At 66.4% G+C, this 22,428-nt stretch carries 17 protein-coding genes; 8 read left to right on the forward strand and 9 right to left on the reverse strand.

Annotated features, from left to right (window positions below):
• Window positions 1–65: 65 nt before the first annotated feature.
• The gene (locus tag ASD94_RS05800; protein WP_056639831.1) at window positions 66–959 is read left to right on the forward strand and encodes an AraC family transcriptional regulator; all 894 of its coding nucleotides are present in this window, start codon (window positions 66–68) and stop codon (window positions 957–959) included.
• A gap of 329 nt (window positions 960–1,288) precedes the next feature.
• On the opposite strand, the gene ASD94_RS05805 is transcribed toward ASD94_RS05800, so the two are convergent.
• From ASD94_RS05805 to ASD94_RS05815, 3 genes are all read right to left on the reverse strand, one after another.
• The gene (locus ASD94_RS05805; RefSeq protein ID WP_056639834.1) at window positions 1,289–2,935 is read right to left on the reverse strand and encodes an acyl-CoA synthetase; all 1,647 of its coding nucleotides are present in this window, start codon (window positions 2,933–2,935) and stop codon (window positions 1,289–1,291) included.
• Between the two features lie 101 nt (window positions 2,936–3,036).
• Complete coding sequence (locus ASD94_RS05810; RefSeq protein ID WP_235510589.1) at window positions 3,037–4,704, reverse strand: GGDEF domain-containing protein; 1,668 nt, start codon at window positions 4,702–4,704, stop codon at window positions 3,037–3,039.
• A 13-nt stretch (window positions 4,705–4,717) separates the two neighbouring features.
• Complete coding sequence (locus tag ASD94_RS05815; protein ID WP_235510590.1) at window positions 4,718–5,815, reverse strand: PotD/PotF family extracellular solute-binding protein; 1,098 nt, start codon at window positions 5,813–5,815, stop codon at window positions 4,718–4,720.
• A gap of 58 nt (window positions 5,816–5,873) precedes the next feature.
• On the opposite strand from ASD94_RS05815, the gene dnaG reads away from it, so the two are divergent.
• The 4 genes from dnaG to ASD94_RS05835 all read left to right on the forward strand — a co-directional run bounded on the left by dnaG (window position 5,874) and on the right by ASD94_RS05835 (window position 13,570).
• Window positions 5,874–7,928, forward strand: coding sequence for a DNA primase (dnaG, locus tag ASD94_RS05820; RefSeq protein WP_056639838.1), 2,055 nt, complete (start codon window positions 5,874–5,876; stop codon window positions 7,926–7,928).
• 267 nt (window positions 7,929–8,195) lie between these two features.
• Window positions 8,196–10,568, forward strand: a complete 2,373-nt coding sequence (gene rpoD, locus ASD94_RS05825; RefSeq protein WP_056639840.1) for an RNA polymerase sigma factor RpoD — start codon at window positions 8,196–8,198, stop codon at window positions 10,566–10,568.
• A gap of 336 nt (window positions 10,569–10,904) precedes the next feature.
• On the forward strand, window positions 10,905–11,936 hold the full coding sequence (locus ASD94_RS05830) for a tripartite tricarboxylate transporter substrate binding protein (RefSeq protein WP_056639843.1): 1,032 nt from the start codon (window positions 10,905–10,907) through the stop codon (window positions 11,934–11,936).
• Window positions 11,937–11,995: 59 nt separating this feature from the next.
• Window positions 11,996–13,570: a methyl-accepting chemotaxis protein gene (locus ASD94_RS05835; protein ID WP_056639845.1), complete on the forward strand. Its 1,575-nt coding sequence runs from the start codon at window positions 11,996–11,998 to the stop codon at window positions 13,568–13,570.
• A 200-nt stretch (window positions 13,571–13,770) separates the two neighbouring features.
• Here the strand turns inward: ASD94_RS05835 and ASD94_RS05840 are convergent, their stop codons facing one another.
• The 3 genes from ASD94_RS05840 to ASD94_RS05850 form a co-directional block, all read right to left on the reverse strand.
• Entirely contained in the window at window positions 13,771–14,808 is a 1,038-nt protein-coding gene (locus ASD94_RS05840; protein WP_056639848.1) for a tripartite tricarboxylate transporter substrate binding protein, read from the reverse strand.
• Between the two features lie 80 nt (window positions 14,809–14,888).
• Window positions 14,889–16,103: a CaiB/BaiF CoA-transferase family protein gene (locus ASD94_RS05845; RefSeq protein ID WP_056640106.1), complete on the reverse strand. Its 1,215-nt coding sequence runs from the start codon at window positions 16,101–16,103 to the stop codon at window positions 14,889–14,891.
• Window positions 16,104–16,128: 25 nt separating this feature from the next.
• Window positions 16,129–17,067: a hydroxymethylglutaryl-CoA lyase gene (locus ASD94_RS05850; RefSeq protein WP_056639851.1), complete on the reverse strand. Its 939-nt coding sequence runs from the start codon at window positions 17,065–17,067 to the stop codon at window positions 16,129–16,131.
• A 150-nt stretch (window positions 17,068–17,217) separates the two neighbouring features.
• Here ASD94_RS05850 and ASD94_RS05855 point away from each other — a divergent pair, with 150 nt between their 5' ends.
• The 3 genes from ASD94_RS05855 to ASD94_RS05865 all read left to right on the forward strand — a co-directional run bounded on the left by ASD94_RS05855 (window position 17,218) and on the right by ASD94_RS05865 (window position 19,145).
• Window positions 17,218–18,120 (forward strand): LysR family transcriptional regulator, encoded by a 903-nt coding sequence (locus tag ASD94_RS05855; RefSeq protein WP_056639853.1) that lies wholly within the window; start codon window positions 17,218–17,220, stop codon window positions 18,118–18,120.
• A 205-nt stretch (window positions 18,121–18,325) separates the two neighbouring features.
• Window positions 18,326–18,634 carry a helix-turn-helix domain-containing protein gene (locus ASD94_RS05860; protein WP_056639856.1) on the forward strand — a complete coding sequence of 103 codons (309 nt, stop codon included), beginning with the start codon at window positions 18,326–18,328 and terminating at the stop codon, window positions 18,632–18,634.
• 151 nt (window positions 18,635–18,785) lie between these two features.
• Entirely contained in the window at window positions 18,786–19,145 is a 360-nt protein-coding gene (locus tag ASD94_RS05865) for an FKBP-type peptidyl-prolyl cis-trans isomerase (RefSeq protein ID WP_056061897.1), read from the forward strand.
• 155 nt (window positions 19,146–19,300) lie between these two features.
• Here the strand turns inward: ASD94_RS05865 and ASD94_RS05870 are convergent, their stop codons facing one another.
• From ASD94_RS05870 to ASD94_RS05880, 3 genes are all read right to left on the reverse strand, one after another.
• Window positions 19,301–19,825 carry a hypothetical protein gene (locus ASD94_RS05870; protein WP_082576776.1) on the reverse strand — a complete coding sequence of 175 codons (525 nt, stop codon included), beginning with the start codon at window positions 19,823–19,825 and terminating at the stop codon, window positions 19,301–19,303.
• 120 nt (window positions 19,826–19,945) lie between these two features.
• Window positions 19,946–22,042: a VC_2705 family sodium/solute symporter gene (locus ASD94_RS05875; protein ID WP_056639862.1), complete on the reverse strand. Its 2,097-nt coding sequence runs from the start codon at window positions 22,040–22,042 to the stop codon at window positions 19,946–19,948.
• Window positions 22,035–22,379 carry a DUF4212 domain-containing protein gene (locus ASD94_RS05880; RefSeq protein ID WP_056639865.1) on the reverse strand — a complete coding sequence of 115 codons (345 nt, stop codon included), beginning with the start codon at window positions 22,377–22,379 and terminating at the stop codon, window positions 22,035–22,037. Before ASD94_RS05880 ends, ASD94_RS05875 begins: the two co-directional genes overlap by 8 nt.
• Window positions 22,380–22,428: the final 49 nt, after the last annotated feature.

The raw sequence follows: 22,428 nt of genomic DNA on the forward strand, positions 1-22,428 counted from the left end.
TGTCCGGCGCCATTGAGTACCATTTGGCACATAAAATCCATAATTCATACCAAATCATCCAAACCATGCCGCCAAGCGCTCCCACACCCGCGCAGGCCTCCACCCCGCTCGACCGGTTGTCCCCACTGCTGGAACGGTTTCGGGTGCGTGCGCACCTGTTTCACAACGGGCCGCTGTGCGGCGTGACGCACTTTGCGGCGGCGCCGGGCCGGGGCTTTTTGCATGTGCTGCGCCGGGGCGAGATGGTGGTCACGCACCAGCCCCAGGCGGGCCCGCCCGAGCGGCTTCAGGTGTGCGAGCCCAGCCTGCTGTTCTATGCCCGGCCGCTGGAGCACTTCTTTCACAACGCGCCCACCGAGGGTTCGGACTTCACCTGCGCTGCGCTGGACTTTGATGGCGGCGCCAGCCACCCGCTGGCGCGCGCCCTGCCCCCGCTGGTGGTGCTGCCGCTGGGCGCGGTGGACGGGCTGCAGCAGTCGCTGGACTTGCTGTTTGCCGAAACCGACCGCCTGCGCTGCGGCCACCGCGTGCTGGCTGACCGCTTGTTTGAAGTGGTGCTGCTGCAGCTGCTGCGCTGGCTGCTGGACCACTCGCGGCAGGCGCAGATGCCCCCTGGCTTGCTGACGGGCCTGGCCGACCCGCAACTCTCGCGCGCCCTCACGGCCCTGCACGAGACGCCCGGCGACCCATGGAGCCTGGCGCAGATGGCGCAGCAGGCGGGCATGTCGCGCAGCGCGTTTGCCGCACGCTTCAAGGCCGTGTTGGGGGACACGCCAGCCGACTACCTCGCGCACTGGCGGCTGACGCTGGCACAGGCCCACCTGCGCGCGGGCCGGTCGCTCAAGTCCATCGCTCACGAACTGGGCTATGCCAACCCCTCAGCGCTGTCGCGCGTGTTTGCGCAAAAGCTGGGGATGTCAGCGCGGGACTGGCGCGAGGCGGTGGACGAAGGGCGTTGACACCCAGCCCAGGCAGCGCCGCAGGGCACCCAGGAGCCCCTGGCCCCGGTTTTCAAGCCAAAAGCGGCGCATGCGCAAGTGGAATATGCGCCATCAGCTATCAATTGGATAGCATATTGATAAACACCGCGCGCGGCCCTACCCTGCAAGGCGCCAGGGTTCCTCTGCACGAATCGAGCGGTAAGTGCGCGCTGCGGATCGGGATGGGCTGCAAGGCGCAAAGCGCAGCAATAGCCTTAGCTATTGCGAGCATTTGCAACGCGGCAGACCGCCCGAGTCCGCAGATGCGCACGGCGCGGTGATTTGTGCAGAGGATCCCTATTGCCTTCTCAGACGTTGATGGCTGCTGCCGACCCGGCCTGCTTGCGCAGCTCGAACTTCTGGATCTTTCCGGTGCTGGTCTTGGGCAGCTCGCCAAAAACCACGGCGCGCGGCACCTTGAACCCCGCCAGGTGCTTCTTGCAGTGCGCCACGATGTCTTCGGGCGTGGTCTGTGCACCGGCCTTCAGTTCCACAAACGCGCAGGGCGTCTCGCCCCACTTGGGGTCGGGCTTGGCCACCACGGCGGCGGCCAACACGTCAGGGTGGCGGTAAAGCACGTCTTCCACCTCGATGGACGAGATGTTCTCGCCGCCCGAGATGATGATGTCCTTGCTGCGGTCCTTGATCTTGATGTAGCCGTCGGGGTACTGCACGGCCAGGTCGCCGCTGTGGAACCAGCCGCCCGCAAAGGCCTCGTCGGTGGCCTTGGGGTTCTTGAGGTAGCCCTTCATGGCGATGTTGCCCTTGAACATGATCTCGCCCATGGTTTCGCCGTCCTGCGGCACGGGCTGCATGGTCTCGGGGTCCAGCACGCGCACGTCGCGCTCCAGGTGGTAGCGCACGCCCTGGCGGGCATTGAGGCGGGCGCGCTCGCCAATGTCCAGGGCATCCCAGGCCTCGTGTTTGGCGCACACGGTGGCCGGGCCGTACACCTCGGTCAGGCCGTACACATGGGTCAAATCGAACCCCATCTTTTCCATGCCTTCGATCATCGACGCCGGTGGCGCGGCGCCCGCCACCATGGCCTTGACGCCTGCAGGAACGCCCGCCTTCATGGCCTCGGGCGCATTCACCAGCAGCCCGTGCACGATGGGTGCGCCGCAGTAGTGCGTGACACCGTGGTGGCGGATGGCGTCGAAGATGGCCTGTGCGTCCACTCGGCGCAGGCACACGTTGACACCCGCGCGCGCCGCAATGGTCCACGGAAAGCACCAGCCGTTGCAGTGGAACATGGGCAGCGTCCACAGGTACACCGCGTGCTTGGGCATGTCCCACTCCAGCACGTTGCTGATGGCATTGGCGGCCGCGCCCCGGTGGTGGTAGACCACGCCCTTGGGGTTGCCGGTGGTGCCGCTGGTGTAGTTGAGCGCAATCGCATCCCACTCGTCGGCGGGCAGGCTCCAGGCAAAGGCCGCGTCGCCGCTGGCCACAAAGGCGTCGTAGTCGGTGCCGCCCAGGCTTTGCACGGCGGGGCCGTAGAGGGCGTCTTGCACCTCAATCACGCGCAAGGGCGTGGTGGCGGTGCGCAGGGCCAGCGCCTTAGCCATGGTGCCGCTGAACTCGGGGTCCACTATCACGGCCTTGGCCTCGCCGTGGTCCAGCATGAAGGCGATGGCCTCCGGGTCGAGCCGGGTGTTGAGGGTGTTGAGCACGGCACCTGCCATGGGCACGCCAAAGTGCGCCTCCACCATCGGGGGCGTGTTGGGCAGCATCACGGCCACAGTGTCGTTCTTGCCGATGCCCGCCTTCGTCAGTGCGCTGGCCAGCTGGCGGCAGCGTGCGTAGGTCTGGGCCCAGGTCTGGCGCAGCTCGCCGTGCACGATGGCCAGGCGGTCGGGGTAGACCTCGGCAGTGCGTTCGATGAACGACAGGGGCGACAGGGCGGCAAAGTTGGCTTCGTTGCGGGGCAGGTGCTGGTCAAAGATGGAGGTCATGGGTCAGTGCAAGAAGGTGAACGACACACAGCCTAGCGCCGCAGGCTGACACGAAAGCAACACGGGCCGGCGGGTAGGCAAGGTTGCAGCAGTACGCAGCCTCACAGCTTTCGCTTGTGGCCCTGCTTGATGCGGTACATGGCCGCGTCGGCGCTGGCCATGAGTGCACGCGCGTCCTGTGCATCGCGGGGGAACAGGCTCAAGCCAATACTGGCACGCACGGCCAGGGGCTCGCCGTCGATGGCGAGCGGCGGCTCGAACGCATGCTGCAGCTTGGTCACGATCTGCAGCGCAGCCTCTTCAGAATCCACGTTTTCGCACAGCACCGTGAACTCATCCCCGGCGAGCCGGGCGACGGTGTCTACCTGCCGCACGGCGCCCACGATGGTGCGGGCCACCGCCTGCAGCACCAGGTCGCCCACGGCATGCCCGCGCGTGTCGTTGATGGCCTTGAAGTCGTCCAAGTCCACGAACAGCAGGGCACAGCTGCGGCCGCTGCGGCGCGACAGCTCCAGCACCTGGGCCAGGCGCTGCTCGAACATGCGGCGGTTGGGCAGGCCGGTGAGCGCGTCGTGGTGCGCCAGGTGGGCCATGGCGTCGCGGCTCAGGTTCAGCTCGGCCAGCTGGCGGCTGATCTGCTGCTCCATGTCCTGGAAGCTGCGGGCCAGCTCGCCCACTTCGTCGCCCCGGTGCACCGGCAGCGCGCCGTGGGACTCCCCGCGCGAAAACGCCTGCGCCGCCCTCACCATGGCCTGCAGCGGCTGGGCGACCAGGCGCGACACCCCGGCCGCCAGGGCCACGCCCACCACGCTGAGTACCAGCAAAATCTTGAGGATGCTGCGCCCCAGGTCCAGCACCTCGCCCTGCACCACCGCCAGCGGCTGCGAGAGCCCCACCACCATGAAGCGCCCCTCGTCCTCATTGCCAAAGGGCATGCGCACAAACGCAAAGACGCGCGCTTCCTCGTCGTCGGTACCGGGTTGGCTGAGCACCGCCTCTTCGGCTCGCCCCTCGACCAGCGCCGCTACCTGCGGGAACGACTCCTGGATCAGGATGCGCTGGCCCCGGTCAAAGCCGAAGGTCTGCGCGGCGTCCGGGTGCACCAAAAAGTCGCCCCAGCGGTTGCCCAGATAGAACCCGTAGGGCGTGGGCAAGGCAGCATTGAAGTTGTGCAGGAACGGCGCGGCCGCCACCCGCACCACCACCACGCCCCGCAGCTGGCCTGCCTGCACCACGGGAGACGCCATGTTGAACACAGGCACGGCCGCCTCCTGCGCGGCGTCTTCGTGGTTGATGCCGAACTCGGACACATACACCTCGCCATCGGGCAGGCTGAGGGCCTCGAACACGAACGGGAAGTGCGACTTCTCCTGCAGCAGGTCATCGGGCACGCGCACCAGCTTGTCGCCCTGGCGGTCGATGCGCACCAGCTCCAGCCCATAGTCCTTGGCGCTGATGAAGCGGATTTGCAGGTACGAGGGGTGGGCCTGCAGGTTGGCTTTGAACAGGTCGGCCAGCCGCGCTTGGTCTTGCTCGACGGCAGCGGCGTCGGCCAGAAAGGCCGTGTCGCGCGCCACCGTGCCAAAACCCGCCTGCATGTGGCGCGCCAGCACCTGTGTGGTGGCCAGCAGCGAGCGCTCGGCCCGCCCCTGCAGGCGCTCACGGCTCGAATCAAACGTGTAGTAGCCCGCCAGAATGGCCGCGAACACACTAAAGGAGGCCAGCAGGGCCCCCAGCCTCAGCGCGATGCTCCATTTCATGCGGGCCATGGGTCAGGACCGATCAGAACCGGTTGGGTCGGTCGCCCGACACGATGCGCTGCCACAGCCGCGCACGCAAAGCTTCGTCTTCCACCGGCTCCAGCCACACGATGGGGCCCATCGGCACATCGCCCGCCAGCGCCGGTGGCTCGTCCAGGGTGTTGGCCAGTCCCTGGCGCCGGGTGAATTCACGGCTCACAGCGGGGTCGAGCATGTAGTTGATCCACTCGGCGGCCAGGTCCACCTGGGTGGAGCGGCGGGTGATGGCCCAGCAGTCCAGCCAGGCCAGCGCGCCCTCCCTGGGCACCACATAGCCCACATCCAGCCCCGCGTCGCGCAGCTGCTTGAGCTGCTGCTGTCCGTAGTTGGCATGCATCACGGCCACCTTGTGCTTGCGAAACAGCTCCACCGACTCTTCCGGCAGGCTGTAGAACGACCGCACGTTGCGCCGCAGGGCAACCAGGTCCTTGGCCAGCGGGCTGAAACGGTCGGCATCGATGCGAAACGGCGGCAGGCCGCGGCGCATGGCCGCCAGCGAAAAGCCGTGGCTGCTGCCGTCAAACGCCAGCACCTTGCCCTGCCAGCGCGGGTCCCACAGCACGGCAATCGACTGCGGCGGCGCGCTGAACTGCTGCCGGTCATACACCAGCCCCATTTCGGAATAGGTAAAGGGCATGGCATAGACCTCGCCCCGCCAGCCAATGCCCGAGATGGTGTGCAGCTGGCGAAACCGGGGCAGTTGCCCTGCGGTGTTGCGGATGTTGCTCAGCGGCAACGGCGCGAGCTTGTCGTGCAGGATCAGCCGCGCGATTTCTGCGGTGTTGGCGGCCACCAAGTCAAAGCCCGGCCCGTCCGTGCTGTCCATCTTGGCGCGCAAAACATCGTCCGACGCCACCGTGGTGATCTCGACCTTGACCCCATGGCGCTTCTCGAACACCGCCACAAAGTCCGGGTCGGCATAGCCCGGCCAAGCCAGCACCCGGAGCACTGTCGCGGCCTGGGCGGCCCCCGGCTGCAGTAACGCGAGCCCTGACAGGGCCAGCAACAGCGCGGGCAGGCTGGCGCGCCACCTGTGCAGCGCCCTGCCCACCCACGCCCGCCCACATGCCGCGAACCCCATGCCAAAAGCCTTTCCAGCAATAACTGGTTACAAAGAGTTTACGCGGACAATAGGCCGTGTGACGATCCCTCAGTCTTTCATTCAGGAACTGCTCACCCGTGTGGACGTGGTGGACATCGTGGGGCGCTACGTGCAGCTCAAGAAGGGCGGCGCCAATTTCATGGGGCTGTGCCCCTTCCATGGGGAGAAATCGCCATCCTTCAGCGTCAGCCCCGCCAAGCAGTTCTATCACTGCTTTGGCTGCGGCAAGAACGGCAACGCCATCAGCTTTCTGATGGACCACGCGGGCATGGGGTTTGTCGAGGCGGTGCAGGACCTGGCCCAGAGCGTGGGCCTGCAGGTGCCCGATGACGACATCTCCCCGCAAGAAAAGGAACGGGCCGCCGCCGCACGCCAGAAGCAGGCCACACTGAACGATGTGCTCGAAAAGGCCGCCGACGCCTACCGCCGCCAGCTGCGCGAGTCGCAGCGCGCCATTGGCTACTTCAAGGGTCGGGGCGTCTCGGGCGCGGTGGCCAAGCGCTACGGCCTCGGCTATGCGCCCGAGGGATGGCGCAGCCTGGCGAGCGTGTTTCCGAGCTACGACGACCCGCTGCTGGAGGAAAGCGGCCTGGTCATCGTCAACGACGAAGACGGCGGCAAGCGCTACGACCGGTTTCGCGACCGGGTGATGTTCCCCATCCGCAACGTCAAGGGCGAATACATCGGCTTTGGCGGCCGGGTGCTGGGAGACGACAAGCCCAAGTACCTCAACTCCCCCGAAACCCCGGTGTTCCACAAGGGGCGCGAGCTGTACGGCCTGTTCGAGGCCCGCACGCCCATCCGCGAGGCCGGGTACGCGCTGGTCACCGAAGGCTACATGGACGTCGTGGCGCTGGCCCAGCTGGGCTTTCCGAACGCGGTGGCCACGCTTGGCACGGCCTGCACGCCCGAGCATGTGCAAAAGCTGCTGCGGTTTACCGACGCCGTAGTGTTCAGCTTTGACGGCGACAGCGCTGGGCGGCGTGCCGCGCGCAAGGCGCTGGACGGCGCCCTGCCCCACGCCACCGACACGCGCAGCATCAAGTTTCTGTTCCTGCCCGCTGAGCATGATCCGGACAGTTTCATCCGCGAGCACGGTACGGACGCCTTTGCGCGCCATGTCGAGCAAGCGACGCCGCTGAGCCGCTTCCTGGTCGAATCGGCCAGCGAAGGCTGCGACCTGGCCACCGCCGAGGGCCGCGCCCACATGGCCAGCAACGCACGCCCACTGTGGACGGCGCTGCCGGACGGCGTGCTCAAGCGCCAGCTGCTGGGCGAGCTGGCTGAGCTGACCCAGCTCAATGCCCGCGACCTGTCAGACCTGTGGGGCCAGGCCGCCGCCCGCGACGGCCTGCGCGCCGCCCACCACGCACCCCCGCAGCGCCAGCAGCCCCGCCCAGCTGCGGATGACGCGCCCAGCTGGGATGCCCCGCCCGACGCCGATGGCTGGCAGCCCCACACCGAGTCGTCAGGCCCCGCCTACGACCCCGGATACGGCGGCTACAGCAACCAGGGCGGCTACGGAGGCCAAAGCAGCTATGGGGGCAGCAAGCCCCCATTTCGCAAAGGGGGCGACTGGAAAAGCGGCGGAGGATGGAAAAAGCGCGACAAGGACGCCCCGTGGCCGCCCCAACCCCGCCTGCCCCGCACGCCGGCCATGAGCCGCGCCGACCACGCCGCGCGGCTGCTGCTGTCGCACATGGCATTTCTGGAAGAGCTGACGCACGACGACCACACCACACTGGCGGCCCAGCCGGGGTCCCATGGGCCGCTGTTCGCGTGGCTGGAAGCGCAGTTCCATGAGCATGGCCCTCTGGCCTGGGCCGTGCTGCGCGAGAGCCTGCGCGACCATGAGTGCGAAGAGCTGGCCGTCAAGGTGATGACCGGCTCGCACGCGCAGACCGAGGGCGAACTGCACGAATTGCGGCTGGAGCTGCGCGACTTGCTCACCCGCATGCAGATCGAAGACATCAAGGAGCAGCAAAAACTGCTGGTGCTGCAGGTAGCACAAGACCCATCAGCCCTGGAGCGCTACCGAGCGCTGGCCGAAAAGCGCAAGGAATTGGAGCAAATAGCGCCAAAAGCCGCTTGAATCGGGCGCTGGCGGTATAATATAAGGTTAGTTATTGGCAAGAGCGACAGCAGCACCTCCGAGCCGGGCCACCGTGACAAACGCGCACCTATGCGCTGATGGGCCCACTTATCGCAAGGACTGCACACCAAATGATCGCCCAGACATCTTGCCGCTGAGGGTGTCCCCTCCAGGCGCAAAGCCCTTGTTGCTTTGCGTTGCCACCCGCGCCGGGATCTGAGGCGCTTGCGTTTTCTTTGTGTCCGTTTTTGATTCTGAGGTTGCTCCATGCCCGCTCAAAAGTCCGCGAAGTCGCCCAAGTCTGCCTCAGGCACCTCCGCAAAGGCTGTCTCCAAAACCGCGGCCAAAGCGCCGGCCAAGGCGGCCCCCAAAAAGGCTGCTGCCGCTGCGCCCGCCCCGGTCGCCAAGAAAGTGAAAACTGTGCCCGTGAAAAGTACTGCCGAGCTGATCAAAGCTGCCGATGAATTGCTGAAGAAAAAGCCTGCCCGCGCCAAGGCAGCGGCTGCCGACGACGAAGAAGCGCCCAAGAAAAAGCCCGGCCGCCCTGCCAAGGCCGCAGGTGCCGCCGAAGCCAAAGCCCCCGCCAAGCGCGGCCGCAAGCCCAAGGCAGCCGCCGGCGGCGATGAGAGTGTGGACGACACCGACCTGTCCGACATCGAAGCCGACCTCGAAGGCGAGATCGAAGAGACCCCCGAGGCAGCCGCCACGGTCGAAAAGGTCAAGCCCCTGCGCATGAAGATCAGCAAGGCCAAGGAACGGGCCTTGATGAAGGAATTCGGCCTGGACGAAACCGTCCTGTCCGAAGAAGACATGCAAAAGCGCCGCCAGCGCCTGAAGGCCCTGATCAAGCTGGGCAAGACCCGCGGCTACCTCACGCACGTTGAAATCAACGACCACTTGCCCGACAAGCTGGTCGATGCCGAAACCCTCGAAGCCGTCATCACCACCCTGAACGACCTGGGCGTGGCGGTGTATGAGCAGACGCCTGACGCTGAAGCGCTGATCATCACGGACAACGCTCCCGCTGGCGCCACTGAAGAAGAAGCCGAAGAAGCCGCCGAAGCCGCGCTGTCCACCGTGGACTCGGAATTCGGCCGCACCACTGACCCGGTCCGCATGTACATGCGCGAAATGGGCACGGTGGAGCTGCTGACCCGCGAAGGCGAAATCGAAATCGCCAAGCGCATTGAAGGCGGCCTGATGGCCATGATGGAGGCGATCAGCGCATCGCCCGCCACCATCGCCGAGATCCTCAACATGGGTGAGGAAATCCGCGAAGGCAAGGTCGTCATCTCCACCATCGTGGACGGCTTCTCCAACCCCAACGAGGCCGACGACTATGTGGCCGAAGAAGACTTCGACGAGTTCGACGAAGCCGATGACGACGACGGCAAGGGCGGCTCCAAGGCGCTGACCAAGAAGCTCGAAGAACTCAAGAAGCAGGCGCTGGAGCGCTTTGACAAGCTGCGCGAGCTGTTTGAAAAAGTGCACAAGGTGTACGACAAGGAAGGCTACGGCACCCCAGCGTACGTGAAGGCCCAGCACGCCCTGTCGGCCGAGCTGATGACCATCCGCTTCACCGCCAAGACCATCGAGAAGCTGTGCGACATGGTGCGCGGCCAGGTGGACGACGTGCGCAAGAAGGAGCGTGAGCTGCGCCGCATCATCGTGGACAAGTGCGGCATGCCCCAAGAGACATTCATCAAGGACTTCCCGCCCAACCTGCTGAACCTGCAGTGGGTCGAGAAGCAGGCCTCCGCTGGCAAGCCCTGGTCGGCCGTGATTGCGCGCAACATCCCGCCCATCCAGGACCTGCAGCAAAAGCTGATGGACCTGCAGTCCCGCGTCGTGGTGCCGCTGGCCGAGCTGAAAGGCATCAACAAGCGCATGAACGAAGGTGAAGCCACCTCGCGCGATGCCAAGAAGGAAATGATCGAGGCCAACCTGCGCCTCGTGATCTCGATTGCCAAGAAGTACACCAACCGTGGCCTGCAATTCCTCGACCTGATCCAGGAAGGCAACATCGGCCTGATGAAGGCGGTGGATAAGTTCGAATACCGCCGGGGCTACAAGTTCTCGACGTACGCCACGTGGTGGATCCGCCAGGCCATCACCCGCTCGATCGCCGACCAGGCGCGCACCATCCGTATCCCGGTGCACATGATCGAGACGATCAACAAGATGAACCGCATCAGCCGCCAGCACTTGCAAGAGTTTGGTTTTGAGCCCGATGCGTCCATCCTGGCGGCCAAGATGGAGATCCCCGAGGACAAGATCCGCAAGATCATGAAGATCGCCAAGGAGCCGATCTCCATGGAAACGCCCATCGGCGACGACGACGACAGCCATCTGGGCGACTTCATCGAGGACGGAGCCAACACCGCTCCTATCGAAGCCGCCATGCAGGCCGGCCTGCGCGACGTGGTCAAGGACATCCTGGACGGCCTCACGCCGCGCGAAGCCAAGGTGCTGCGCATGCGCTTCGGTATCGAGATGACCAGCGACCACACCTTGGAAGAAGTGGGCAAGCAGTTCGACGTGACCCGCGAGCGCATCCGCCAAATAGAAGCCAAGGCGCTGCGCAAGCTCAAGCACCCCAGCCGCTCTGACAAGCTGCGCAGCTTTATCGACTCGCTGTAAGCCTCGCGAACCAGCCTTCGTTGGCACGAGCGCCCTGCCCCGCATCTGCGGCGCAGGGCGTTTTTCATGGTGCACAGATCCGCTCGACCGCTCTGTTTGGCACCCCAATCTCCGCGTTTACCCTGATGCCACCGACAGCAGACTGACAGCTTGGATGGCGACCATTGCGCGCACAGCCCGGGTGGTGGCGTGCGCGCCCCTTTGCATGCCACCGCAGGCTGACTGCGCTGCTTCGGCGTGGCAGCGCGTAAGCAGCGCAGCCAGGGCGCTCCGGCAGCGGCCTGGGCTCTGACTCGCAACGCCCTTCCTGCCTCCCCTTTTGTCAAAGGACTTTCCATGTCTGCAGAGATCGACCGCCGCCGGGCCATCGCCCAATCCGTTGCCGCAGCCCTGGCCTGGACCACACTCGGCCCCTCCGCCGCCTGGGCGCAGAGCGCTGCGACGACTGCACGCCCTGCCCCTGCAGCCGCCAAGGCGGCCAAGCTGGCAGGCACCGTGCGCATCGTGATCCCTGCCAATGCGGGTGGCGGCTGGGACCAGACAGGCCGTGCTCTGGGTGCCGCCATGGTCGCAGCTGGTGCTGCGGACCAGGTGGAGTACGAAAACATCGGCGGCAAGGGCGGCACCATCGGCCTGGCCAAGTACGCCGAAAAGTACAGCAACGACCCCAACACGCTGCTGATGGGTGGCATGGTGATGGTGGGCGCCGTGGCGCTGCAAAAGCCAGCGGTGGACATGACACACATCCAGCCCCTGGCGCGCCTCACCAGCGACTACCTGGTGGCAGCTGTAGCGGCCAACTCGCCCATCAAGACCACCAAGGACCTCGCCGATGCGCTGCGTGCCGACCTCAAGGCCGTGCCCATTGCCGGCGGCTCGGCCGGTGGCGTAGACCACATCTACGCAGGCGTACTGGCCCGCGCCGCCAAGGCCAACCCCGAAGGGCTGGTCTACAAGCCCTTCCCTGGCGGTGCCGAGGTGGTCGAGGCCGTGCTGTCGGGCAACGCGGCGCTGGGCCTGTCGGGCTACAGCGAGTTCAACGACGCCATCGCGGCAGGCAAGCTGCGTGCCGTGGGCGTGTCGTCGCGCCGCAGCGTTTTTGGTCTGCCCTCGTTCCGTGAACAAGGGCTGGACGCCGTGATGGCCAACTGGCGCGGCGTGTTCACCGGCAAGGGCGTGCCCGCTGCGCGCACCGCTGAAATGCTGGCCGCCGTCGAGGCGGCCACCCGCCACGAATCCTGGCTGCGCACGCTCAAGCAGAACCGGTGGGAACCCTCTTGGCTCACCGGCAAGGATTTGGCAGAGTTCATGGAACTGGATCTCACCACCGCCCGCGTGATGGTGTACCTGCTCAAGCTGAAGGCCTGAGCCACCAGCGCCTCTTAGCACCAGCCCACGGGCCTGCTGCAGAACCTTTGGAGCCCCTGATGAAAATGTCCAACTACTCCATCGGTGCACGCATGGCCACCGCCCTGGGCCTGGTGCTGGCCCTGCTGCTGGGGGCCGCACTGTTCGGCATTGCCGCCCTGTACCGAACGCTGGGCACCTACGACACCACGGTGCAACAGCGCATGGCCCAGGAGCGCGCCGTGAGCCGCATGGAAAGCGAGTTCAAGACCCAGGTGCTGGAGTGGAAGAACACCCTGCTGCGTGGCGAGGACTCGCGCAAGCGCGAGTTGCACTGGAACGCCTTTCAGGCCAGCGAAAAGCGGGTGGCCGATGCCGCCAAAGCGCTGGAGCCCCAACTGACCGACGCGCAGGAAAAAGCGGCGCTGCAAAAGTTCACCCAGGCCCACGCGCAGATGGCGCAGGGCTACCGCAAAGGCTTCGAGGTGTTCCAGTCGCTCGGCTTTGTGCCGTCGGCCGGCGATGCCGACGTGGCCGACATTGACCAGGGCCCCGCCAAGCTGCTCACCGAGCTGAGCCAGCAGGTGGCCGCGAGCAGCGCGGCCATTGCCCAGCAGGCGGCGCAGGATGCGCGCCGGGCGCTGGTGAGCAGTCTGGTGGCGCTGGCGCTGGTCACGGCGCTGGGCGCCTGCGCGGGTTGGCTGCTGACGCGGTCGGTGGTACGCCCCCTGGGCGTGGCGGTGTCGGTGGCGCACAAAGTGGCGGCGGGCGATCTCACCACCCGCATCGAGGTCGAGGGCAAGGATGAGCCTGCGCGCTTGCTGGAGGCCCTGCGCGCCATGCAAGACAACCTGGAAAACGTGGTCTCCGGCGTGCGCAGCAACGCCGAAGGCGTGGCCAGTGCCAGCGCTGAAATCGCCCAGGGCAACGCCGACCTGAGCCATCGCACCGAAGAGCAGGCCTCATCGCTGGACGAAACCACCTCGTCCATGCAGCAGCTGCAGTCCACCGTGCAGCAAAACGCGTCTAACGCCCTGCGCGCGAACGAGCTGGCCAAAAACGGGGCCTCGGTGGCACAACGCGGTGGGGATGTGGTCACGCAGATGGTGGAGGTGGTGCAAGGCATCCAGGACAGCTCGCGCCGCATTGCCGACATCATTGGCGTCATCGACGGCATCGCGTTCCAGACCAACATCCTCGCGCTCAATGCCGCTGTCGAGGCCGCACGCGCGGGCGAACAAGGCCGGGGCTTTGCCGTGGTGGCCAGCGAGGTGCGCAACCTGGCCACCCGCAGCGCCAGCGCCGCGCGCGAGATCAAGCAGCTCATCCAGACCAGCGTGGAGCGTGTGCAGGCCGGCTCGGACCTGGCGCGCAATGCAGGCATCACCATGGCCGAGGTGGTGTCGTCCATCCAGGGCGTGAGCGCGCTGATGGAAGAGATCAGCCAGGCCAGCGCCGCGCAGACCAGCGACATGCTGCGTGTGACACAGGCCATCGTGCGCATGGACGAGGCCACGCAGCAGAACGCCGCCCTGGTGGAAGAAAGCGCCGCCGCCGCAGGCAGCCTGAGCGGGCAGGCGCAGCAACTGGTGCAGGCCGTGGAGGTGTTCCGCCTGCGCCACGCCCACCCTGCACTGCCCGCGCCGCGCGCCTGATGCGGGGCCGCAAGGCAGCCGCCCCTCACACTGCTCTGCGATGGCGCCGCAGCCCTGTGGGCGCTGGGCCTCGGCACCCATGCAATTGCTATCAATAAAATTGCGCCTCAGGCATATTGCACTAGCGCATGCGCCCAAAAACCCTCAAAACCTGCCTGACGACCCGCGCCAACACGCCGCAGGCAGTCCCCCGCGCTGCGTCAGTCAATCTTCACGTTCGCGTTCTTCACCACCTGCGCCATGCGCGCTGCTTCGCTGCGGAAGAAGGCGGCGGCCGGCTCGGGCGGCGTGAGCTTGATCTCGTAGCCCTGCGCAATCAGCGCGTCGCGCGCCTCGGGCATGTCCATGGCGGCCTTGAAGCCGTTGTACAGCCGCGCCAGTTCCGCTTTGGGCAGGCCCGCAGGCGCCACGGGGGCGATCCACCCGTCCAGCTCATAGCCCGGCAGGCCTTGCTCGGCAATGGTGGGCACGCCGGGCAGCGCCGCCACGCGGGTGGCCGTGGTCACGCCCAGGGCGCGCAATGAGCCTGCTTTGATGTGCGCGGCCGCCGGTGCCACCGCCACCACGCCCAGCTGCACCTGCCCGCCCAAAATGTCGTTCATCAGCGGGCCCATGCCCCGGTAGGGAATGTGCTTGATGTCCAGCTTGGCCTGGTCCACGAACATGGCCGCACCCAGGTGCAGGATGGTGCCGTTGCCGGACGAACCATAGTTGAGCACGCCGGGTTTGGACTTGGCCAGGGCGATCAGCTCCTGCACCGTCTTGGCGGGCAGCGCAGGGTGCGCGACCAGCACAAACGGCGTGGCGCCCAGGATGGTGATGGGCGTGATGTCGGCCAGCGAGTCGAACGGGATGTTCTTGTACACACTGGGGTTGACCACGTGGTTGTTGGACACCACGCCAATCACCGAGCCATCCTTGGGCGCGCGCACGATCTGGGTCGTGCCAGTGATGCCGCCCGCGCCCGGCAGGTTTTCGATGACCACCGGCTGGCCCAACGCCTTGGCCAGGCTGGTGCTGATGGCGCGGATGGCGCCGTCCGCGCCCGAGCCCGCCGACAGCGGCAGGATCACGCGCAGCGGCTTGCCGTCGCCCTGGGCGTGCGCCATGCGGGGCAGACCCCAGGCCGCAGCACCCAGCGCAGCGGCGCCGGTGGCCAGTGCCTGGCGGCGCGTGAGGAGGCCCGCTGCAGCAGACGCAGCGTGGGATGAGGCAATGAAAGAAGTGGTCTTGCGCATGGGGTTGTCTCCGGTCGTTGGTGGGGAATCCTGGGGCTGCGGTCTGCGCCGCGTTTTCATGCCACCAGTTCGTCAAAAAATCAGGCGATGGCCCCTGATGCCTGCAGCTCTGCCACGGCACCGGCCGTATAGCCCAGGCCCTGCAGCAGTTCGGCCGTGTGCTGGCCCAGGCGCGGCGGGTCGCAGCGCACATCAAGCCGCTGGCCCGCCAGGCGCAGCGGCATCAGCGTGATCTGTGCGGTCTGCCCTGCGCGCTCGCCATCGGGCAGCGTGATGTCGGCCAGGCCACCGGTGGCTTGCAGGTGCGGGTCGTCAAACAGTTCTTCGGGCCGACGGATGGGCGCAAACGGTAGGCCATGGCGCTCGAAGATCGCGGCCAGTTCGTCGGCCGTGTGCTGCGCCAGGCGCTCGCGCAGCACAGGCATCAGCGTGGGGCGGGCGCGTACGCGCTCGTTGTTGGTGGCCAGGCTGGCGTCGGCCTTCAGGTCGGCATAGCCCATGGCGTCGCAAAAGGTCTGCCACTGCGCATCGCTCACTGCGGCCAAAAAGATCTGCCCGCCGTCTTTCACGCTGAACACGTCGTACACGGCCCACGACGAAATGCGGTCGGGCATGGGCGCGGCGGGCTGGCCAGTGACGGCGTACTGCATCATGTGCTGCCCGACCAGGAAGACGTTGTTCTCGAACAGGGCCGAGTCCACCTCTTGCCCGCGCCCGGTGATGCCGCGCTGCATCAGCGCGGCCATGGCGCCAATCGCGCCAAACATGCCGCCCATGATGTCGTTCACGCTGCTGCCCGCGCGCAGCGGGTCGCCGGGGCGGCCGGTCATGTAGGCCAGGCCGCCCATCATCTGCACCACCTCGTCGAGCGCTGTGCGGTGCTCGTAAGGGCCGGGCAGAAAGCCGGTGTGGTTGACGTAGATGAGGCGCGGGTTGACCTGGCTCAGCGCGGCGTAGTCCAGGCCGTATTTCGTCATCACGCCGGGTTTGAAGTTCTGCGCCACCACGTCGGCCGATGCCGCCAGCTTGCGCGCCGCCTCCAGCCCCTCGGGGCTGCGCAGGTCGAGCGCAATGCTCTTCTTGTTGCGGTTGAACATGGGGAAGAAACCGGCGCCTGCGCCCAGCAGGTGGCGCGTGCGGTCGCCGTCCACGGGCTCGACCTTGATGACCTCGGCGCCCAGGTCGGCCAGCACCATGCCGCAGGTGGGGCCCATGACCATGTGGGTGAACTCCACCACGCGCAGGCCTTCGAGCGGCAGGCGGGGGGACGGAGGGGTGGCGAGTGTGTCGTGCATGTTCAGAGCGTTCAGAAAAAAGGGTTCAGGCCGTTGCGGCTTCGCGCAGCACCGCAGGTGCGGCATTCTGCGGCAGCCCCGCTTGCCACAGCGTGCCGTGCAGGGTCTCGCCCGTCAGCCAGCCTGCCACGCGCTGGCGCAGCGCGAGCAGCGCGGTCACGTCGATGCCGGTGGCAACGCCCATGCGCTCCAGCATGAACACGAGATCTTCGGTGGTGACGTTGCCGCTGGCGCCCGGCGCGTGCGGGCAGCCGCCAATGCCGGCCAGGCAGGCATCAAAGCGGGGGATGCCGGTCTGCCAGGCAGCGTACACATTGGCCAGGCCCATGCCGCGCGTGTCATGGAAATGCGCGCAGGCCAGGCGGTCGCCCACCAACGCACGCGCCTTGCCGAACAGACGGGCCACCGAGGCGGGGTCGGCATAGCCCACGGTGTCGGCCAGGCTCACGCGGTCGGCGCCCGCATCCAGCAGCGCTTGCATCAGGCGCAGCACTTCGGTTTCTGCCACCTCCCCTTGCAGGGTGCAGCCAAAGGCCGTGCCGACTCCGCCTTCAATCAGGGTGCGGCTGCCGCTGGCGTCGCGCAGCGCGCGGATGCGCGCCACCTCGGCCACCACCTCGTCGGGCGTCTTGCGCAGGTTGGCCAGGCTGTGGGCGTGGCTGGCAGACAGGGGCACGATCATCAGGTCGGCGCCCTGCTCCAGCGCGCGCTCGGCACCTTTGTAGTTGGGCACCAGCACCGAGGCGACGAGGCCGGGCAGGGTCTTGGCATGGGCCAGCACCTCGGCCGTGTCGGCCAGCTGGGGCAGCAGGCGGGCGGGCACGAAGGAGCCCACCTCGATTTCGCGCTGGCCGGCGGCGTAGGCAGCGTTGATCCATTCGATCTTGTGCGCGGTGGACACCACGGTGGCAATGCTCTGCAGGCCGTCGCGCAGGCCCACTTCGCGGACGATGGCGCGTGGCATCTCGGAGGGGGTGTTCGCTGGGCTCACGGTGGTCTCTTTGTGGTGCGGTGAATAAGCGTATTCTAGAAATTCCCTACGGAATCAGAAAATACATCTCGGAACCCGTAAGATTCCCAAAAGGAACATCACAACCCACCTGAGAGACCACGAATGCGCGATCTGGATCTACAGACCCTGCGGCTGTTCGCCGCCGTGTGCGAGCAACGCAGCATCGCGCGCGTCGCGGAGCAGGAGTCCATCGTGGGCTCGGCCATCAGCAAGCGGCTGGCGCAGCTGGAAGACACCGTGGGCACGCCGCTGCTGCTGCGCAAGCGCCGGGGCGTGGTGCCCACCCCGGCGGGCGAGACGCTGCTGGAGCACGCCCGCACCATGCTGGCCAACGTGGGGCAGATCGAGCGCGACATGGCGGCCTATGCCACCGGCACCCGGGGCCATGTGCGCATGCTGGTCACGGCCTCGGTCATGGCCGAGTCGCTGGCCGACGACGTAGCGGCCTTTCTGCAAGACCCGGCGTACCGCAACATCCAGATCAGCCTGGAAGAACGGGTGAGCCCGGATGTGGTGCAGGGCGTGCGCGACGGCAGCGCGTCCATCGGCATCTGCTGGGACGCAGCTGACCTGTCGGGCCTGGAAACCAGCGCCTACCGCAGCGACCACCTGGCCGTGGTGGCGCACGAGTCGCACCCCGTGGCCCAGCTGCAAAGCGTGCGCTTTGCCGACGTGCTGGAGCATGAATTCGTCAGCATGCCCGCGCTGAGCGCGGTGCAGGTGCTGCTGGCGCGCGCCGCTGCAGTGGAAGGGAAAATGCTGGCCCACCGGGTGCTGGTGTCCAACTTTGACGCCGCCCTGCGGGTGGTGCGCGCCAACCTGGCCATCAGCGTGGTGCCGCGCGAGGTGGCCCAACCGTTTGCCCAATTGGCGCCGGTGCGCATCGTCCCGCTGAGCGACCCCTGGGCCCAGAGGCGCTTTGCCATCTGCTACCGCAGTGCGCAGTGGCTGCCCCCCGCGGCCCAGTTGCTGGTGGGGCATCTGGCGGGGCTGGGGCGCGCCTGACCGGGGCCCAAAACCGTGGCCCTGTCGCAACAGTTTGATACGTAACATGGTATTTTTCGCCACTAGCGCATGTGTGCTGTGCGTTCTGAGCTACTAAACTTGTAGCAAAATGGGTTCCGCGCTATAGTCTCAGCGCATCAGCGGGCCCGGTTGACGGCCACCCGCACTGAATCCAGATCCAATATTTGCGCGAGGAGAAGCGTCCATGAGCTCCAAAGAAAATGCTTCCATCAATCAGCTCTTCGAGAGACTTGAATGCCGCTATGCGCTGCGCGTGCTGTGGGCCCTGAAGGACGGCCACCCACAGACGTTCCGCCTGCTGCAGGACAGCGTGGGTGGCATTACCCCCAACACGCTCAACACCCGCATCAAAGAGCTGCGCGAAGCCGGTTTTGTGGACCACGGCAGCGACGGCTACACCGTTACCCCCTCGGGCGCCGACCTGCTCAAGCGCCTGTCGGACGTGCAGGCCTTTGCCACCCGCTGGGTCGCAGGCCGCGCCAAGAAGGCCTGACGCGCCACTCCCGCCCCGCCCTGTGCACGCAGGGAAAAGCCCCGCCGGGCCTCCGCGCGGGGCTTTCGTTAAAATAGGGGTCAAAATAGCTTCAAGCGCAATCAACACATGCGCCTGAAGCTATATTTTTAATAGCAACCAAGGAACTCCCATGGCACTGACCACCACCGCATCCGGCCTGCAATACGAAGACACCACCGTGGGCGAAGGCGCCGAAGCCACCAAGGGCCAGAACGTGTCGGTGCACTACACCGGCTGGCTGTACAACAACGGCGAACAAGGTGCCAAGTTCGACTCCAGCCGCGACCGCAACGACCCCTTTGAATTTGCACTGGGCGCCGGCATGGTCATCAAGGGCTGGGACGAAGGCGTGCAGGGCATGAAGATCGGCGGCCAGCGCACGCTGATCATCCCCGCCGCCCTGGGTTACGGTGCACGTGGCGCGGGCGGCGTGATCCCCCCGAACGCCACGCTCAAGTTCGACGTGGAACTGCTGAAGGTGGGCCGCTGATCTCAGCGTCTGTCCTGCTTTCCTGCCTGCATCGGCAAAAACAAAAGCGGCCTTCGGGCCGCTTTTTTCATGCTCGCGCATCTTGCGAACGGTCTGTGGAACTGGCGCCCCACCCAAGCTTCTGTCCAGCAAGACCGCGCCGGAACCTCGGGGCCTCAATCAAACAGCGCTTTGTCCAGCCGCGCAAATTTGACATCGCCCACAGCCTCGCGGATCTTGGGGGCCAGGGCGGCCAGGTCTTCAAAACTGCCAGCCCCCTCCACCGCCAGATTCAGCCGAAACCCGCGCAAGCCCAGCGCTGCCGTCAGCTCGGTGGCAATGGGGTACGCCGCCTGGTAGCGCTCCATGGGCGAACGCCCGGAGCCCTCCACGGGCGACGCCACCGTGCCCAGATCGGTGGCGGGAGCTTCTGCCAAGGCGGCGGGTGCTGGCGCTTCACTGGTGGCAACAGGGCTCGCGGCAGCAGCAGACGCCTGCCCCCCCACCGGCGCCAGCAGCCCCTGGGCGATCATGGCCTGCACATCATCCTGCGTGATGCCCATGGCTGCTGTGGCCGCCAAAATCTCCCCCGTTGTGCGCTTGCCGTCAAAGAGAATGAAGGCCGAACGCTGGCGCGAGCTCAGGCTGCCGTGACGGTCCTTGAGTGCTTCCTGGCCTGCGGGGGTTTTGACGAGAACCATGAGTCTCCTAGTAGTGGGCAATGCAGGGGACGGCTGCGAGGCCGTCACCCGCAAACCAGAATCCCATGTTTTGGCACCTCTGCAAATCGGGGTTTACACATAACCCCCATGACGTGGGCGCTACATCTCGGAACGGATGCGGGGCAGCGGCGGCGGGGGCCGGGTGATCCAGCTGACCACCAGGGTAACGAGCAGGCCACACGGCACACCAAACACACCCGCCGAGATGGGCTGGATGCCAAACCACAACCCATCGGCCAGCAGCCAGCGCGGCAGCACCTGCATGGCCGGCACATGCGACAGCATGTAGTACACCGTGATGGCCAGCCCGCCCAGCATGCCGGCCACCGCACCTTGCCGCGTGGTGCCCCGCCAGAAGATGCCCAGCACCATCACTGGCACAAACGCTGATGCCGCCAGCGAGAACGAGGCCGACACCATGGGCAAAATTTCAGACGGCTTGAGCGCTGCCACAAACGCAGCCGACAGAGCCACGGCCAGCAGCGTGAACTTGGTCAGGATCACCCGCTGCTCGGGAGACGCCTGTCGGCGTGTGTCCTGAAAATACAGGTCGCGCACCAGCGCGTTGCTGATGGTCAGCAGCAAGCCATCGGCCGTGGACAGCGCCGCCGCAAGCCCCCCCGCCGCCACCAGGCCCGACACCACATAGGGCAGCCCGCCCAGCTCGGGCGTGGCCAGCATGATGAGGTCAGCCCCCAGCCGGATCTCGCCAAACTGGATCAGGCCATCGCCGTTCACGTCTTCCACCGACAGCAGCGAGCTGTCCACCCGCGCCCACTGCGCCATCCAGGTGGGCAGGGCCTCAAAACTGCTGCCCACCAGGTTCTGCATGACCTCGAACTTCACCAGCACGGCCAGCGCAGGCGCGCTGAGGTACAGCAGCGCAATGAAAAACAGCGACCAGCCCACCGACGCGCGCGCCGCTGACACTGTGGGCGAGGTGTAGTAACGGGTCAGCAGGTGGGGCAGCCCGGCGGTGCCGACCATCAGGCAGAACATCAGCGCGAGGAAGTTGCGACGCGTGAGCTCGTAGTCACGTTGCTCCTCAGGCGTGCCGTGGGGGTCACCCGCATAGGCCTGGCTGTGGGGGGGCAACCCACCCAAGGGGCGCGCGCGTTCGTAGTTCTCGCGCATTTCGCGGGTCCAGCGTTCGCGGGCCGAAGCCGCATCGCGCGGCAGCCCCGCGAGCTCGCGGCTGGCGGAGACGATGAGGCCCACATCGGCGTTCTGGGCACGCAGGGCACGGATGCGCTCCCGCCCTTTCTCACGCTCCCGCTCCAGGGCCGCCTCCACATCCTGCAGACGCGCCTCGAAGTCCTTGGCGCGCTGCAGGTAGGCCTGCACCACCTGGTGCTCGGCCGGAGAGTCGAGCAGCTGCGCCTCCAGGTCGGCAATCTTGCTGATCTGCGCGCCATACACCAGCGGCGCCAGCGGGCTGCCGAGCTGCTTGTACGCCAGCCACGACACCGGGATCATGAACGCCAGCAGCAGCACCACGTACTGCGCCACCTGCGTCCAGGTGATGGCCCGCATCCCGCCCAGGAACGAGCACAGCAGCACCCCGCCCAGGCCCAGCATGATGCCGATCTCGAACTGCACACCCGTGAGGCGCGACGCAATCAGCCCCACACCGTAGATCTGCGCCACCACATAGGTGAACGAGCACAACACGGCCGCCAATGCGGCAATGACACGCGGCCAGCGCCCGCCAAAACGCACGTGAAAAAAGTCAGGCACGGTGTACAGGCCCATGGCGCGCAGGTGCGGCGCGATGAGCATGGCCACCAGGCAAAAGCCACCCGTCCATCCCAGCAGGTAGGCCAGGCCACCGGCCTGTCCTGGCGTGCCCGAAAAGCCCTGCAGGTACAGCGCACCCGACAGGCTGATGAACGAGGCCGCACTCATCCAGTCAGCCGCCGTGGCCATGCCGTTGTACATGGGCGGAATGCGCCGCCCCGCCACGTAATAGTCCTCTGGGTCCGTCGTGCGGCCATACACGCCGATACCGGCATACACCATCACGGTGAGGAACAAAAAGATGGGGCCGATCCAGTGGCGCGACAGGCCCTGGTGCTCAGCCCAGGTCATCAGCGCCAGAAAACCCAGCACCCCGGCCACATACAGAGCCAGGATGCGGTGCAGCCGCCACAAATAGGCGCGGTCCGCCTCGGCGCTGCCCGGCTTGCGCTCAGCCATGGGAGATATCTTCAGCGGGAGGAGCGGAAAGCGCCAACGCCTCACGGCGCTCCTGGTCTTGCCGCTCGAAGTGGTTCATGGCCCAGCCGTAGGCGACCACGATGGCGATGAACACCAGCACGGCGCCCTGGGCGGCAATCCAGTAACCCAGGGGCCAACTCCCAAACACCAAGACCTGCAGGTCGCGGGCGAAGTAGGTGGCGCCAAATGACACCAGGGCCCACAGCAGAAGCAATCCTGCCTTGAGCCACAGGTGGCGCACGTCGTGCAAGTCGGGAGGGAACGGCCCCGCCATCTCGGCATCGGCGGGGCGGTTGGCGGGCTGCTGCAACGGCATCACTGGCGCGGCATCACGGACGCGATGGCGGGTGGTGCAGTTGGCTCAT

The organism is Acidovorax sp. Root70, assembly GCF_001428225.1.
Classification (GTDB): domain Bacteria; phylum Pseudomonadota; class Gammaproteobacteria; order Burkholderiales; family Burkholderiaceae_C; genus Acidovorax.